A 14,972-nucleotide genomic window follows, 5' to 3' on the forward strand; every position below is an offset into this window, starting at 1 on the left:
TTTATAGTCGACGGCCATGTCATGTTTCCAGGAAGGAACCGTATGTCAGAGCCCACGATTACCATCGTCCGTTTCACTGAAGCCCATCTCGACGCAGTGACCTCGCTTTACAACGACCCGGCCGTTACCCGCCAGGTGCTACAGATGCCGTTTCAGTCCACCGAGGTGTGGCGCAAGCGTCTGGCGATCGACGATGAGCGCCATGTGAAACTGGTCGCGCTGCATCAGGGCGCTGTCATTGGGAATCTGGGGCTGGAGCAGTATTCGCGTATCCGTCGTGCTCACTGCGGCAGCCTTGGCATGGGCGTCGCCGTCGCCTGGCAAGGCAAGGGCGTGGGCTCGATGCTGCTGGCCGCCGCGTTGGAGGTGGCGGACAACTGGATGAACCTGCGGCGGGTGGAACTGACGGTATACGCCGACAACGAGGCCGCCGTCGGGCTGTACCGTAAATTCGGTTTCGAGACTGAAGGCCTGATGCGTGACTACGCGGTGCGCGACGGGCGCTGGGTCGACACCCTGGCCATGGCGCGCCTGCGATGAGCACGTTGTAGCTGCGGGCGCTACATAGGACAGGTCCCCGAAGACCTGTCGATCAGTCCAGGGCAAACGCCACCGCCGCCCGCGCATGCAGGTGGGTGGTGTCGAGCAGGGGCAGGGCGCTGTGCTCGGGTTTGACCAGCAGGCCGATTTCCGTGCAGCCCAGGATGATCGCCTGGGCACCGCGCCGGGTCAGGGACTCTATGACCTGCTGATAGACCTGGCGTGATGCCGGGTTGATCACGCCGACGCAGAGTTCGTCATAGATAATGCGGTGCACCGCCTGGCGTTCTTCTGCGTCGGGCACCAGCACGGTCAGCCCTTGGGCACTCAGCCGCTCCTTGAGGAAATCCTGCTCCATGGTGAACGCCGTGCCCAGCAGGCCGACCGTCACGGTACCCCCGTCGAGGGCAGCCTGGCCGGTGGGGTCGGCGATGTGCAGGAATGGAATCGAAATGGCCGACTGGATCTGCGCCGCCACCTTGTGCATGGTGTTGGTACACAGCACCACGCACTCGGCACCTCCGGCCTGAAGGCGGCGCGCGGCATCCACCAGGATGGCGGCGGCTTCGTCCCAGCGCCCGGCGTGCTGAGCTTGCTCCACCGGACCGAAGTCGACGCTGTGCATCAACAGTTGCGCCGAGCGCAACGGCCCGAGCCGGTCCCGTACCTGCTGGTTGATCAAACGATAGTATTCGGCGCTGGATTCCCAGCTCATGCCGCCGATAAGGCCGATGGTGCGCATTGGATGTCCTCGGGCAATGACCTGTGTCGACGGGACAGGCCTGCCTGGAGTCTCCAATTGTTCAAGGGTAGATGCCAGAGGAACATCAACTGTAACGCTCATCTGTGCGCCAGGTGTCATGGTATGGGGCCCTTGCCGCCAACAACCCGGGGCGAGGAGAAACCTGGCAGGCGCGTATTCGATCCATTGGCTATACCTGTAGTCCCGGCCCCGTCTCGTGTGGCTTACAGGAGTGACAGCATGAAGTTCGTGTCCATTCTCGGCATCGCCTGTGTCTTCTCGCTCACCTTGGCGGGATGTTCCAGCAAAGTCACTCAGCCGGAGCAATACTCCGGATTCCTGGGGGATTACAGCCGGCTCAAGGAAGAGAAATCACCTTCGGGGGCCGATGTGATGCGTTGGGTCGATCCCGGGATCGAACCGAGCAAATACACCCGTATCTATATTGAACCGACGCAGTTGTACCCCAAGCCGCAACCGACCGTGAAAATTCCCCAGACCACGTTGTCCGGCATCACCGCGTATTATGATCAGGCGCTCAGGCGAGAGGCAGGCAAGTCCTTGCCCCTGGCGACAGGTCCGGGGCCCGGGGTTCTGGTAATGCGTGCGGCCATCACCGCCGTCGGCAGCAAGACCGAGGGCCTGAAGCCTTATGAAGTGATTCCGATCGCGCTGGTGGCGGCGGCCGTCAGTACCGCCAGCGGTATTCGCGACCAGGAAACCACGCTGGGCACCGAGGCAGTGTTCCTCGACGGCGGTAACAATGCGGTGATCGCCCAGGTCGTGCGCAAGGGCACGGGAAAGCCATTGTCCAATGAGTCCCAGGTAATGAAGCCCGATGACGTCAAGGGGGTCATCGATGGGTGGGCAGCGGATCTGCACCAGTCGTTCCTGATGCTCAAGGACAAGTAGCGTAGATAAGCCATGACTTTTTATGTCCAGCCATAGGTCGCGGCGGCATTTCATGGTTAACTCCGGCCTCGACCTTTTTCAAACATGTCAGAAGGAATCCGTTCATGGCTCAAGTCACCCTCAAAGGCAACCCGGTTCAAGTCAATGGCCAGTTGCCGCAGGCCGGTTCCAAGGCGCCAGCCTTTTCCCTGGTTGCCGGCAATCTGTCGGACGTCTCCCTGAAGGATTTCGCCGGCAAGCGCAAGGTGCTGAATATTTTCCCAAGCGTCGACACCCCGACCTGCGCCACGTCCGTGCGCAAGTTCAATGCCCAGGCCAACGAGCTGAACAATACCGTCGTGCTGTGCATCTCCGCTGACTTGCCGTTCGCCCAGGCGCGTTTCTGCGGCGCCGAAGGCCTGGAAAACGTTCAGAACCTGTCCACTCTGCGCGGTGCCGAGTTCATCCAGAACTACGGCGTAGCCATTGCCGATGGCCCGCTGAAGGGTCTGACCGCCCGTGCCGTGGTCGTGCTGGACGAAAACGACACCGTGCTGCACAGCGAACTGGTCAAGGAAATCGCTGAAGAGCCGAACTACGATGCTGCGCTCGCTGTCCTGAAATAAGTGCTCTGATCAGAGTATTTATTACAAATATTAACGGCCTGGCCCTGTCCAGGCCGTTTTCGTTTGTACTTCAAATGCTTAGCTTGCAACGCGGTACGTAAGCCCAAGGTAAATTGCCGGTAAAGGCGCTTTGCTAAATACCCGCCAGTGCTTATCGTTCAGCCTCCCATAAAAGATGCCCACGCGCCCAATGGTTGATCACTCCATGCAATCCTCTGCTCCCCGAAAATCCCGTCGTTGGCTGTTCAGCCTGTTCATCGTGTTGGTCGTCGCGGTGCTGGCCTGGAAATTCTGGCCCGCCGGCGCGGATCACAAGTCCACCGCAGAACAGAAAGCCGCCGCTGGGCACATGGGGCGTTCGGGCGGCATGCGGCCCGGATTTGGCGGTGCGACGGGGCCGATTCCGGTGCGGGTGGCGGCCGCCGTCACCGGAGATTTCCCGGTGTATTACAAGGCCTTGGGCACCGTCACGGCGCTCAATACCATCAATGTGCGCAGCCGAGTGGGTGGTGAGCTGGTCAAGATCGCCTTCGAAGAAGGGCAGATGGTGAAGGCCGGGGATCTGCTGGCCGAGATCGACCCGCGCCCCTACCAGAACGCCTTGCTGCAGGCCGAGGGTACGTTGCTGCAGAACCAGGCCCAGTTGAAAAACGCCCAAGTGGATCTAGAACGCTATCGCGGCCTGTATGCCGAGGACAGCATCGCCAAGCAAACCCTCGACACTGCAGCCGCGCTGGTGGGGCAGTATCAAGGCACGGTCAAGACCAACCAGGCGGCGGTCAACGATGCCAGGCTCAACCTGGAGTTCACCAGGATCCGTGCGCCGATCTCCGGGCGCGTCGGCTTGCGGCAACTGGATATCGGCAACCTGGTGGCGGCCAACGACACCACGGCCCTTGCCGTCATCACCCAGACCCAACCCATCAACGTCGTCTTCACCCTGCCGGAAAACAAGCTCGACACAGTCCTCGCCCGCTATCGAAGCGGCGCGAAGCTGCCCGTCGAAGCCTGGGACCGTGGCGATGTGAAGCTCCAGGCCAGCGGAGTTCTGCAAAGCCTGGACAACCAGATCGACATCACCACCGGCACCCTGAAATTCAAGGCGCGCTACGATAACCGCGAGCAGTCGCTGTTCCCCAATCAGTTCGTCAACGTGCGTCTGCTGGCGGACACGCTCAGGGATGTGGTCCTGGTGCCGACCGCTGCCATTCAGTTCGGCACGAACGGCACCTTCGTTTATGCCCTGGAGGGCGACAAGAAAGTCACCATCAAGCAACTCAAGATTGGCGCCAATAACGGCGAGCACACGGTGGTCACTGAAGGACTGGCCGCCGGCGAACGGGTGGTGCTCGAAGGCACTGACCGCTTGAAGGAAGGCAGCGAAGTCGAGGTGGTCAACGACAGCCAGGACGTGCCGACCACGCCGACCGAACACCTGCTGGGCAAACCTGCGGCAGCCCCGGCTGAACCGGCCGTGGCCGACAAGGCGAAAAAGGGCGACGCATGAACCTCTCGCGGCTGTTCATCCTGCGCCCGGTCGCCACCACGCTGAGCATGCTGGCCATCGTCCTGGCTGGCCTGATCGCCTATCGGTTGCTGCCGGTGTCGGCCTTGCCCCAGGTCGACTATCCGACCATCCGCGTCATGACCCTGTATCCAGGCGCCAGCCCCGACGTAATGACCAGTGCTGTGACCGCGCCCCTGGAACGGCAGTTCGGACAGATGCCGGGCCTGACCCAGATGGCTTCCACCAGCTCCGGTGGCGCCTCGGTGATTACGCTGCGCTTCAATCTCGAGATCAATATGGATGTCGCCGAGCAGCAGGTGCAGGCGGCTATCAACGCGGCCACTAACCTGTTGCCGACCGACCTGCCGGCGCCGCCGGTATACAACAAGGTCAACCCGGCCGACACCCCGGTGCTGACCCTGGCAATTACCTCAAAAACCATGCTGTTGCCCAAGCTCAACGACCTGGTGGACACCCGCATGGCGCAGAAGATCGCCCAGATCAGTGGTGTCGGCATGGTCACCATCGCCGGCGGGCAGCGCCAGGCGGTGAGGATCAAGGTCAACCCCGAAGCCCTGGCGGCCAACGGTCTCAATCTGGCGGATGTGCGCACCCTGATCGGTGCCTCCAACGTCAACCAGCCCAAGGGCAACTTCGATGGCGCGACCCGGGTGTCGATGCTCGATGCAAACGATCAGTTGACCTCGCCCAAGGATTACGCCGAGCTGATCCTGGCCTACGCCAACGGCGCGCCGTTGCGGCTCAAGGACGTGGCGCAGATCGTCGACGGCGCCGAGAACGAGCGTCTTGCCGCCTGGGCCAACGAAAACCAGGCCGTGCTGCTGAACATCCAGCGCCAGCCGGGGGCCAACGTCATCGAGGTGGTGGACCGGATCAAGGCGCTTTTGCCAAGCATCACCGATAACCTGCCGGCCGGTCTGGACGTTACTGTGCTTACCGACCGCACCCAGACCATCCGCGCCTCGGTCACCGACGTGCAGCATGAGTTGCTGATCGCCGTCGCTCTGGTGGTCATGGTGACGTTCCTGTTCCTGCGTCGTTTCAGCGCCACCATCATCCCGTCGGTGGCCGTGCCGCTGTCGCTGATCGGTACGTTTGGCGTGATGTACCTGGCGGGGTTCTCCATCAACAACCTGACGTTGATGGCCCTGACCATTGCCACCGGTTTCGTGGTGGACGATGCGATCGTCATGCTGGAGAACATCGCCCGTTACATCGAAGACGGCGACAGCCCGTTGCAGGCCGCGCTCAAGGGGGCGAAGCAGATCGGCTTCACGCTGATCTCCCTGACGCTGTCGCTGATTGCCGTGTTGATCCCGTTGTTGTTCATGGCCGATGTAGTCGGGCGGTTGTTCCGTGAGTTCGCCATTACCCTGGCGGTGGCGATCCTGATTTCCCTGGTGGTTTCCCTGACCCTGACACCGATGATGTGCGCGCGCTTGCTCAAGCGTGAGCCCAAGGCGGATGAGCAGGGGCGCTTCTACCGTGCCAGCGGGGCGTGGATCGACTGGCTGATCGCCGCCTATGGCCGCAAGCTGCAATGGGTGCTCAAGCACCAGCCGCTGACCTTGCTGGTTGCGGTGGGCAGCCTCGTACTCACGGTGGTGTTGTACCTGGCCGTGCCCAAGGGCTTCTTTCCGGTGCAGGACACCGGGGTGATCCAGGGTATTTCCGAGGCACCGCAGTCGATTTCCTTTGCCGCCATGAGCGAGCGCCAACAAGAACTGGCCAAGGTGATTCTCGCCGACCCGGCGGTGGAGAGCCTGTCTTCCTACATTGGCGTGGACGGCGACAATGCCACGCTCAACAGCGGCCGACTGCTGATCAACCTCAAGCCCCATAACGAACGGGATGACAGCGCGAGCGAGATCATTGCCCGCTTGCAACCGCGACTGGATCGCCTGGTGGGCATCCGCCTGTTCATGCAGCCGGTACAGGACCTGACCATCGAAGACCGGGTCAGTCGTACCCAGTATCAGTTCAGCCTGTCGTCACCGGACGCCGAATTGCTCACCCTCTGGAGCGGTCGCCTGGTGGAAGCCCTGGCCCATCAGCCTGAACTGACCGACGTTGCCAGCGATCTGCAGGACAAGGGCCTTCAGGTCTACCTGGTAATCGACCGCGACGCGGCTTCACGCCTGGGCGTGTCGGTGTCGAACATCACCGATGCGCTGTATGACGCTTTTGGCCAGCGACAGATTTCTACCATCTACACCCAGGCCAGCCAGTACCGGGTGGTGCTGCAGGCCCAGGCCGGGGAGAAGATCGGTCCCCAGGCTCTGGACCAGATCTACGTCAAGTCCACCGATGGCGGGCAGGTGCGACTGTCGAGTCTGGCTCGGGTCGAGGAGCGTCAGGCCCAGTTGGCGATTGCCCATATCGGCCAGTTCCCGGCGGTGATGATGTCCTTTAACCTGGCGCCCGGCGTGGCTCTCGGGCATGGGGTGGATGTGATCGAGAAGGTCCAGCACGAAATCGGCATGCCGGTGGGGGTACAGACCGAGTTCCAGGGCGCGGCCCAGGCGTTCCAGGCCTCGTTGTCCAGCACCTTGCTGCTGATCCTGGCGGCGGTGGTGACCATGTACATCGTGCTGGGCGTGCTGTACGAAAGCTACATCCATCCGATCACGATCCTCTCGACCTTGCCCTCGGCGGCCATCGGTGCCTTGCTGGCGTTGATTCTCAGTGGCAACGACCTGGGCATGATCGCGATCATCGGCATTATCCTGTTGATCGGCATCGTCAAGAAGAACGCGATCATGATGATCGACTTCGCCCTCGATGCCGAGCGCAACCAAGGGATCGATCCGCAGACGGCGATCTATCAAGCCGCATTGCTGCGCTTCCGGCCAATCCTGATGACCACCCTGGCGGCCCTGTTCGGCGCGGTACCGCTGATGCTCGCCACCGGCTCCGGCGCGGAACTGCGCCAGCCCCTGGGGCTGGTGATGGTGGGCGGGTTGTTGGTGAGCCAGGTGCTGACGCTGTTTACCACGCCTGTTATCTACCTGTATTTCGATCGCCTCGGGCGGCGCTTTGCCCGGGTTGATGGGAAAGAGGTGCAGGCATGACGGCTTGTAGAACGATGACCACCATGCGCCCAGGGCAGGGGAGCTTTTTGTGGCGAGGGGATTCATCCCCGTCAGGCTGCACAGCAGCCTCTTTTGTGAGCGCTGCGCACTCAGGCGGGGATGAATCCCCTCGCCACAAGAACACGGTTCGCCTGACATTCGTTGTCTGGAGCACCTATCCATGAACCTCTCCGGCCCCTTCATCAAGCGCCCCGTCGCCACCATGCTGCTGAGCTTCGCGATCATGCTGCTCGGCGGCGTGTGCTTCGGCCTGCTGCCGGTTTCGCCGCTGCCGCAGATGGACTTCCCGGTGATCGTGGTCCAGGCCAACTTGCCGGGAGCCAGCCCGGAAGTAATGGCTTCGACGGTGGCGACGCCCCTCGAGCGATCCTTTGGCGCCATCGCCGGGGTCAATACCATGAGCAGCCGTTCGAGCCAGGGCTCGACCCGGGTGATCCTGCAATTCGACCTGGACCGTGACATCAACGGCGCGGCGCGGGAAGTGCAGGCGGCCATCAATGCCTCGCGCAACCTGCTGCCCAGCGGCATGCGCAGCATGCCGACCTACAAGAAGGTCAACCCGTCCCAGGCACCGGTCATGGTGCTATCGCTGACCTCGGACGTATTGGAGAAAGGCCAGCTCTATGACCTGGCTTCCACGATCCTGTCCCAGAGCCTGTCCCAGGTGTCGGGTGTCGGTGAAGTGCAGATCGGCGGCAGTTCGCTGCCGGCGGTCCGCGTCGAACTGGAGCCGCAATTGCTCAATCAGTACGGCGTGGCGCTGGATGACGTGCGCAAGGCGATCGCCAACAGTAACGTGCGTCGGCCCAAGGGTTCGGTCGAGGACGACCGACGCATGTGGCAGGTCCAGGCCAACGACCAATTGGAGAAAGCCAAGGATTACGAGACCCTGATCATTCGTTATCAGGATGGTTCGGTGCTGCGCCTCAAGGACGTGGCGAAGGTCACCGACAGCGTCGAGGATCGCTACAACAGCGGTTTTTTCAACAACGACGCCGCCGTGCTGCTGGTGATCAACCGCCAGGCCGGCGCCAACATCATCGAGACGGTCAACGAAATCAAGGCGCAACTGCCGGCGTTGCAGGCGGTCTTGCCGGCCAGCGTCAAGCTGAACCTGGCCATGGACCGGTCCCCGGTGATCAAGGCCACCCTGCACGAAGCGGAAATGACCCTGCTGATTGCAGTGGCCCTGGTGGTGCTGGTGGTGTTCCTGTTCCTCGGCAACGTCCGCGCCTCGCTGATCCCGACCCTGGCGGTGCCGGTGTCGCTGGTGGGCACGTTCGCGGTGATGTACCTCTACGGCTTTTCCCTGAACAACCTTTCGTTGATGGCGCTGATTCTCGCCACCGGCCTGGTTGTGGATGACGCCATCGTCGTGCTGGAAAACATTTCCCGGCACATCGACGAAGGTGTGCCGCCGATGAAGGCCGCGTACCGCGGTGCCAAGGAGGTGGGCTTCACCCTGTTGTCGATGAACGCCTCGCTGGTGGCGGTGTTCCTGTCGATCCTGTTCATGGGCGGCATCATCGAGAGCCTGTTCCGCGAGTTTTCCATCACCCTGGCGGCGGCTATCGTGGTCTCGCTGCTAGTGTCCCTGACGCTTACGCCAATGCTCTGCTCGCGCTGGCTCAAGCCCCATGTGTCCGGGCAGGAAAACCGTTTGCAGCGTGAGAGCCGGCGTCTCAACGACTGGATGGTTCGCGGTTATGCCATCAGCCTGGACTGGGTGCTGCGTCATCGACGCCTGACCTTGCTGAGCCTGCTGGTGACCATCGGTGTCAACGTCGCCCTATATGTAGTGGTGCCAAAAACCTTCATGCCACAGCAGGACACCGGCCAGTTGATCGGTTTCGTGCGCGGCGATGACGGCCTGTCGTTCAACGTCATGCAGCCGAAGATGGAAATCTTCCGCCGTGCCGTGCTCAAGGACGACGCGGTGCAGAGCGTGGCGGGCTTCATTGGCGGCAACAACGGCACCAACAACGCGTTCATGCTGGTGCGCCTCAAGCCGATCAAGGAACGAAGCATTTCCGCGCAGAAAGTCATCGAGCGCTTGCGCAAGGAAATGCCCAAGGTGCCTGGCGCCCAACTGATGCTGATGGCCGATCAGGACCTGCAATTCGGTGGCGGCCGCGAGCAGACCACTTCGCAGTATTCCTACATCTTGCAAAGTGCCGACCTGGCCTCCCTGCGCCAGTGGTATCCCAAGCTCGTGGCGGCCTTCAGGACCTTGCCGGAGCTGACTGCCATCGATGCCCGGGACGGTGGCGGCGCGCAGCAGGTGACGCTGGTGGTGGACCGTGATCAGGCCAAGCGCCTGGGCATCGACATGAACATGGTCACCGCCGTGCTGAACAACGCCTACAGCCAGCGCCAGATTTCGACCATCTACGACAGCCTGAACCAGTATCAGGTGGTGATGGAGGTCAATCCCAAGTACGCCCGGGACCCGAATACCCTGGAGCAGGTGCAGGTGATCACCGCCAACGGCGCGCGGGTGCCGTTGTCGGCCATCGCCCATTATGAGAACAGCCTGGAGGACGACCGGGTCAGCCATGAAGGCCAGTTCGCTTCCGAGACCATCTCCTTCGACATGGCCGAAGGGGTGACGGTAGAGCAGGGCACGGCCGCCATCGAGCGGGCCATTGCCAGGCTCGGCATGCCCGAGGATGTGATCGTGAAAGTGGCCGGCACCGCCGATGCCTTCGCGGCGACCCAGAAGAGCCAGCCGTTCATGATTCTCGGGGCATTGTTGGCGGTGTACCTGGTGTTGGGGGTGTTGTACGAAAGCTACATTCATCCGCTGACCATCCTCTCCACCTTGCCGTCGGCCGGGGTCGGCGCGCTGCTGTCGATCTATGTGCTGGGGGGGGAGTTCAGCCTGATCTCCCTGCTGGGGCTGTTCCTGCTGATTGGCGTAGTGAAGAAAAACGCGATCCTGATGATCGATCTGGCCTTGCAGCTGGAGCGGGGTGGGCAGGCACCGCTGGAGTCGATCCGCAGCGCCTGCCTGCTGCGCTTGCGGCCGATCCTGATGACCACGCTGGCGGCCATCCTCGGTGCCGTGCCCCTGTTGATCGGCGGCGCCGAAGGTTCGGAAATGCGCCAGCCGCTTGGCCTGACCATCATCGGCGGGCTGGTGTTCAGTCAGGTCCTGACGCTTTACACCACTCCGGTGGTCTACCTCTATCTCGACAAGCTGCGCCATCGCTTCAACCGCTGGCGCGGTGTGCGCACCGATGCTGCCCTGGAAACTCCGCTATGACCGACCGTTCGTTTTTCAACCTTGTCGCACCGCTGGCGACTGCCCGTGGCTCGCGGGCACTGAGCCTGGCGCTGTGCGTGGCCATGCTCAGCGCCTGTGCGATTGGCCCGGATTATCAGCGCCCGCAGGCCGCCGCGCCGGCGCAGTACAAGGAGGCCCAGGGCTGGCGCCAGGCCAACCCCAGCGACGCCCTCGCTCGTGGTGCCTGGTGGGAATTGTACGGAGACGCACAGCTCAATGGCCTGGTGGAAAAACTCAATACCTCCAACCAGACCGTGGCCCAGGCCGAAGCCCAGTACCGTCAAGCCCAGGCATTGGCGCGCAGTGCCCGGGGGGCGTTCTTTCCCTCGGTGGACCTGACCGTCGGCAAGAACCGCTCCAGCCAAGGCACCGGCAGCAGCAGTTCGAGCCTGAGCAGCTCGTCCAGCGGTATCCGCGACACCTACAGCGCTCAGGCAGGGGTCAGTTGGGAAGCCGACGTCTGGGGCAAACTGCGGCGCACCCTGGAAGCCAATGAAGCCAGTGCCCAGGCCAGTTTCGCCGACCTGGCTGCCATGCGCCTGAGCCAGCAATCGGAACTGGTGCAGAACTACCTGCAATTGCGGGTGATCGATCAGCAGAAACGTCTGCTGCAGGCCACCCTGGAGAACTATCAGCGTTCGCTGAAGATGACCGAAAACCAATATCGCGCCGGGGTGTCCGGCAAGGATGCGGTGGCTCAGGCGCAAAACCAGCTCAAGACCACCCAGGGCGACCTGATCGACCTGATCTGGCAACGTGCCCAGTTCGAAAACGCCATCGCCGTGCTGATGGGCTTGCCTCCGGCCGAGTTCAGCCTGGCGGAAACCCAGGACATCCCGTCATTGCCACAGATCCCGGTGGCACTGCCATCGCAGCTGCTCGAACGGCGACCCGACATCGCCTCGGCGGAGCGCTCGGTGATGGCCGCCAACGCCAATATCGGCGTGGCCAAGGCGGCTTATTACCCGGACCTGACCCTGAGCCTGAGCGGCGGCTACAGCAGCAGTACCTACGACAACTGGATCAGCGTACCGAATCGCTTCTGGTCGGTGGGGCCGCAACTGGCCATGACGTTGTTCGACGGCGGTCAGCGTTCGGCGGAGGTCGACCGTAGCGTCGCGGCCTACGACCAGACCGTCGCCACCTACCGCCAGACCGTGCTCGACGGGTTCCGCGAGGTGGAAAACTACATGATCCAGCTCAAGGTGCTGGGAGACGAAGCCCGCGTGCGCCAGGAAGCCCTCGATGCCGCGCGCGAATCGTTGCGCCTGACCCAGAACCAGTACAAGGCCGGGCTGATTGCCTACCTTGACGTGGTGACCGTCCAGGCCACCGCCCTGAGCAACGAGCGCAGTGTGCTCAGCCTGCAGCAGAGCCGGTTGATCGCCAGCGTGCAGTTGATCGCGGCGTTGGGCGGGGGGTGGGATGGGCAGGTGGAGGCGGACGAGTGATCAGAGCTCGCAGCAGGAGATAGTTCTGGAGAACAACTGCGGGAGCAAAGCTTGCTCGCGATAGCTGTGGACCAGCCTCCCGGGATGTTGAGGCTGCCGACCCCATCGCGAGCAAGCTTTGCTCCTACAGATTCAAGTCCATGGTCCAGTGACTGCCGATCGTTTTCAATCATGCAACCAGGTCCTGCTTTTGGCCGATGCACTGCCTACGACCTGTCTCAATGGCTTGTTATAGTTCAAGCTTCTTTTCAGCCGGTAAAGGATCACTGCCATGTCGCAGTACCAAGCGTTCACCGTTGAACTTGCAGACAACATCGCCCATGTGCAGATCAATCGCCCGGACAAGATCAATGCGATGAACGCCGCGTTCTGGAGCGAGATCGTCGAGATATTCCAGTGGATCGACGACACCGACGAAGTGCGGGTAGTGGTTCTGAGCGGCGCAGGCAAGCATTTTTCCTCTGGGATAGACCTGATGATGCTGGCCGGCGTGGCCAATGAGCTGGGCAAGGACGTCGGCCGCAATGCCCGCCTGCTGCGGCGCAAGATCCTGCAGCTGCAAGCCTCGTTCAACGCCGTGGACAACTGCCGCAAGCCCGTACTGGCCGCGATCCAGGGCTATTGCCTGGGCGGTGCCATCGACTTGATCAGCGCCTGCGACATGCGCTACGCCGCCGAAGATGCCCAGTTCTCCATCAAGGAAATCGATATCGGCATGGCGGCCGATGTTGGCACATTGCAACGCTTGCCCCGGATCATCGGTGACGGCATGCTGCGTGAACTCGCTTATACGGGGCGTACGTTCGGTGCCGACGAAGCGCGCAGTATCGGCCTGGTCAATCGTGTCTACAGCGATACCGCCAGCCTCCTGGACGGCGTGATGGGCATCGCTCGGGAAATCGCCGCCAAGTCGCCGATAGCCATCACCGGCACCAAGGAAATGATCAGCTACATGCGCGACCACCGCATTGACGACGGGCTCGAATACGTCGCTACCTGGAACGCCGCCATGTTGCAATCGACCGACTTGCGCGTGGCCATGGCCGCCCATATGAGTAAACAGAAACCCGAATTTCTGGATTGACTGACGATGATTTCACGCTGGACCACCGCAGTACTCGATACCGATCTTCCCGGCGGCTGGGCCGTGGTTCGCAGCCCGGAAGGCTTTTTGTTCGATGATAACGGCGCATTGTTTCCCCGCGAATGGCTCAAGCGCCAGGACTTGTCGGGCCTCGCCGAGCATGGCATCGGCCACCTGGATGGCGAGCCGGTCTATTTATTCGAGTTGCACGCCCCGCAGGACATTCCCGGTTGCAACTGGAAAGGCCTGCGGGCCTTCATGCTCGAAGACGATCACACCCTGTTCAAGGTGCTGAGCTATGCGGCGCAGATCGGCACCTGGGCCCGTGAACACCGTTTCTGCGGCAGTTGCGGCACGCGCATGGGCCAGATTCCGTTGGAGCGGGCGATGTATTGCGATGAGTGCGACCTGAGGCACTACCCGCGGCTTTCACCGAGCATGATCGTGCTGATCACCCGCGGTGATGAAGTCCTGCTTGCCCGTTCGCCTCGCTTCGTCACGGGGGTCTACAGCACCCTGGCCGGGTTTGCCGAACCGGGCGAGTCGGCCGAGGAGTGCCTGGTTCGCGAGGTGCGCGAGGAAGTCAGCATAGAAGTGAAGAATATCCAGTACATGGGCAGCCAATGCTGGCCGTTCCCGCATTCAATGATGCTGGGCTTCCACGCTGAGTACGCCAGTGGCGACATTGTGTGCCAGGAAGAGGAAATCGAGGACGCCCAGTGGTTCAACATCCACGACTTGCCTCCTTTGCCGGCTTCGCGCTCCATTGCGCGTTACCTGATCGACCTTTATGTGGCGCGGCGCTTAGGCCATGCCGAACCAGTGCTGCCAGGCTAGGCGCACGGTCAGACCCAACACCACGGTGATGAACACCGGCCGGATGAACTTTGCACCGCCACTGATGGCGGTGCGGGCGCCGAAGAACGCGCCGATCATCACCGATAGACCCATGCACAGGCCGATGATCCAGTCCACTTGCCCCGAGAACATGAACACCACCAGCGCCGCGATGTTGCTGACGAAGTTCATGCTGCGGGCCACTCCGCTGGCCTTGACCAGATCGATGGGGTAGAGCAGCAGGCTGCTGACGGTCCAGAATGCGCCCGTGCCGGGACCGGCCACGCCGTCATAGAAGCCCAGGGCAAACCCCTGGGGCGATTGCCATTTCTTTCTGATCGGCGCGTCGCTGTCCAGCGGCGCCTTGGGCGTGCCGCCGAACAACAGGTACAGGCCACAGGCGAAAACGATGACCGGCAGCATCTTGTTCAGCCATTCAGCAGGCAGGTAATGAGCGACGATGGCGCCGCTCAAGGCGCCGACCAGCGTGCCGACCAACGCATGGGTCCATTGTCCTGGATCGAACAGCTTGCGCTTGTAGAAGGTGAAACTGGCCGTAGCCGAGCCGAAGGTCGCGCTGAGCTTGTTGGTTCCCAGGACCAAGTGCGGTGGCAGGCCGGCGGTCAGCAGTGCCGGGGTAGTCAGCAAGCCACCGCCACCGGCGATGGCATCGATGAAACCGGCCAGGAACGCGACAACGGTAAGAATGGCGAGGGTAGTGAGGTCAACGCTGAGTTCAAAAGGCATCGAGAGGGCTTATTCGGCAGGTCGCAGAAGGGCTGCGGGGAAGGCCGGTATAGTACCCATAATGGCTCTGGGCTGCGACTCCGGGATGAAGACACCGCGCACTTCGTGATGAGGGAGCCTGCTCTTGCTGGGCTAAGCAATCTCCCCT

Annotated in this window: 11 protein-coding genes; 9 read left to right on the forward strand and 2 right to left on the reverse strand. The window is 62.0% G+C overall.

Annotated elements, in window-relative coordinates:
• Positions 1-42: 42 nt before the first annotated feature.
• A complete protein-coding gene (locus tag AD665_RS08300; protein WP_053191692.1) occupies positions 43-540 on the forward strand; it encodes a GNAT family N-acetyltransferase in 498 nt (165 codons plus the stop codon).
• Positions 541-592: 52 nt separating this feature from the next.
• On the opposite strand, the gene AD665_RS08305 is transcribed toward AD665_RS08300, so the two are convergent.
• Entirely contained in the window at positions 593-1,282 is a 690-nt protein-coding gene (locus AD665_RS08305; protein WP_024779991.1) for an aspartate/glutamate racemase family protein, read from the reverse strand.
• A gap of 240 nt (positions 1,283-1,522) precedes the next feature.
• On the opposite strand from AD665_RS08305, the gene AD665_RS08310 reads away from it, so the two are divergent.
• The 8 genes from AD665_RS08310 to nudC all read left to right on the forward strand — a co-directional run bounded on the left by AD665_RS08310 (position 1,523) and on the right by nudC (position 14,077).
• The gene (locus AD665_RS08310; protein ID WP_053191694.1) at positions 1,523-2,194 is read left to right on the forward strand and encodes a DUF3313 domain-containing protein; all 672 of its coding nucleotides are present in this window, start codon (positions 1,523-1,525) and stop codon (positions 2,192-2,194) included.
• A 104-nt stretch (positions 2,195-2,298) separates the two neighbouring features.
• Positions 2,299-2,799 carry a thiol peroxidase gene (tpx, locus tag AD665_RS08315; RefSeq protein ID WP_024779993.1) on the forward strand — a complete coding sequence of 167 codons (501 nt, stop codon included), beginning with the start codon at positions 2,299-2,301 and terminating at the stop codon, positions 2,797-2,799.
• Positions 2,800-2,989: 190 nt separating this feature from the next.
• Entirely contained in the window at positions 2,990-4,306 is a 1,317-nt protein-coding gene (locus AD665_RS08320) for an MdtA/MuxA family multidrug efflux RND transporter periplasmic adaptor subunit (RefSeq protein WP_053191695.1), read from the forward strand.
• On the forward strand, positions 4,303-7,398 hold the full coding sequence (locus tag AD665_RS08325; protein WP_024779995.1) for an MdtB/MuxB family multidrug efflux RND transporter permease subunit: 3,096 nt from the start codon (positions 4,303-4,305) through the stop codon (positions 7,396-7,398). Before AD665_RS08320 ends, AD665_RS08325 begins: the two co-directional genes overlap by 4 nt.
• 181 nt (positions 7,399-7,579) lie before the next feature.
• Entirely contained in the window at positions 7,580-10,684 is a 3,105-nt protein-coding gene (locus AD665_RS08330) for an efflux RND transporter permease subunit (protein WP_053191697.1), read from the forward strand.
• On the forward strand, positions 10,681-12,156 hold the full coding sequence (locus AD665_RS08335) for an efflux transporter outer membrane subunit (RefSeq protein WP_024779997.1): 1,476 nt from the start codon (positions 10,681-10,683) through the stop codon (positions 12,154-12,156). The genes AD665_RS08330 and AD665_RS08335 overlap by 4 nt, the downstream gene beginning before the upstream one ends.
• Before the next feature lie 271 nt (positions 12,157-12,427).
• Positions 12,428-13,240, forward strand: coding sequence for a crotonase/enoyl-CoA hydratase family protein (locus tag AD665_RS08340; RefSeq protein ID WP_024779998.1), 813 nt, complete (start codon positions 12,428-12,430; stop codon positions 13,238-13,240).
• A gap of 6 nt (positions 13,241-13,246) precedes the next feature.
• On the forward strand, positions 13,247-14,077 hold the full coding sequence (gene nudC, locus AD665_RS08345) for an NAD(+) diphosphatase (protein ID WP_024779999.1): 831 nt from the start codon (positions 13,247-13,249) through the stop codon (positions 14,075-14,077).
• On the opposite strand, the gene AD665_RS08350 is transcribed toward nudC, so the two are convergent.
• Positions 14,045-14,824 carry a TSUP family transporter gene (locus AD665_RS08350; protein WP_024780000.1) on the reverse strand — a complete coding sequence of 260 codons (780 nt, stop codon included), beginning with the start codon at positions 14,822-14,824 and terminating at the stop codon, positions 14,045-14,047. The two genes, nudC and AD665_RS08350, sit on opposite strands and share 33 nt — an antisense overlap.
• Positions 14,825-14,972 lie beyond the last annotated feature (148 nt).

This window comes from Pseudomonas corrugata (assembly GCF_001269905.1).
Taxonomy (GTDB): Bacteria; Pseudomonadota; Gammaproteobacteria; order Pseudomonadales; family Pseudomonadaceae; genus Aquipseudomonas; species Aquipseudomonas corrugata.

Excerpts from the sequence above, each read along its gene's own strand:
- AD665_RS08300 (WP_053191692.1), top strand. The coding sequence starts at position 43 with ATGTCAGAGCCCACGATTACCATCGTCCGTTTCACTGAAGCCCATCTC.
- AD665_RS08305 (WP_024779991.1), bottom strand. The coding sequence starts at position 1,282 with ATGCGCACCATCGGCCTTATCGGCGGCATGAGCTGGGAATCCAGCGCC.
- AD665_RS08310 (WP_053191694.1), top strand. The coding sequence starts at position 1,523 with ATGAAGTTCGTGTCCATTCTCGGCATCGCCTGTGTCTTCTCGCTCACC.
- tpx (WP_024779993.1), top strand. The coding sequence starts at position 2,299 with ATGGCTCAAGTCACCCTCAAAGGCAACCCGGTTCAAGTCAATGGCCAG.
- AD665_RS08320 (WP_053191695.1), top strand. The coding sequence starts at position 2,990 with ATGGTTGATCACTCCATGCAATCCTCTGCTCCCCGAAAATCCCGTCGT.
- AD665_RS08325 (WP_024779995.1), top strand. The coding sequence starts at position 4,303 with ATGAACCTCTCGCGGCTGTTCATCCTGCGCCCGGTCGCCACCACGCTG.
- AD665_RS08330 (WP_053191697.1), top strand. The coding sequence starts at position 7,580 with ATGAACCTCTCCGGCCCCTTCATCAAGCGCCCCGTCGCCACCATGCTG.
- AD665_RS08335 (WP_024779997.1), top strand. The coding sequence starts at position 10,681 with ATGACCGACCGTTCGTTTTTCAACCTTGTCGCACCGCTGGCGACTGCC.
- AD665_RS08340 (WP_024779998.1), top strand. The coding sequence starts at position 12,428 with ATGTCGCAGTACCAAGCGTTCACCGTTGAACTTGCAGACAACATCGCC.
- nudC (WP_024779999.1), top strand. The coding sequence starts at position 13,247 with ATGATTTCACGCTGGACCACCGCAGTACTCGATACCGATCTTCCCGGC.
- AD665_RS08350 (WP_024780000.1), bottom strand. The coding sequence starts at position 14,824 with ATGCCTTTTGAACTCAGCGTTGACCTCACTACCCTCGCCATTCTTACC.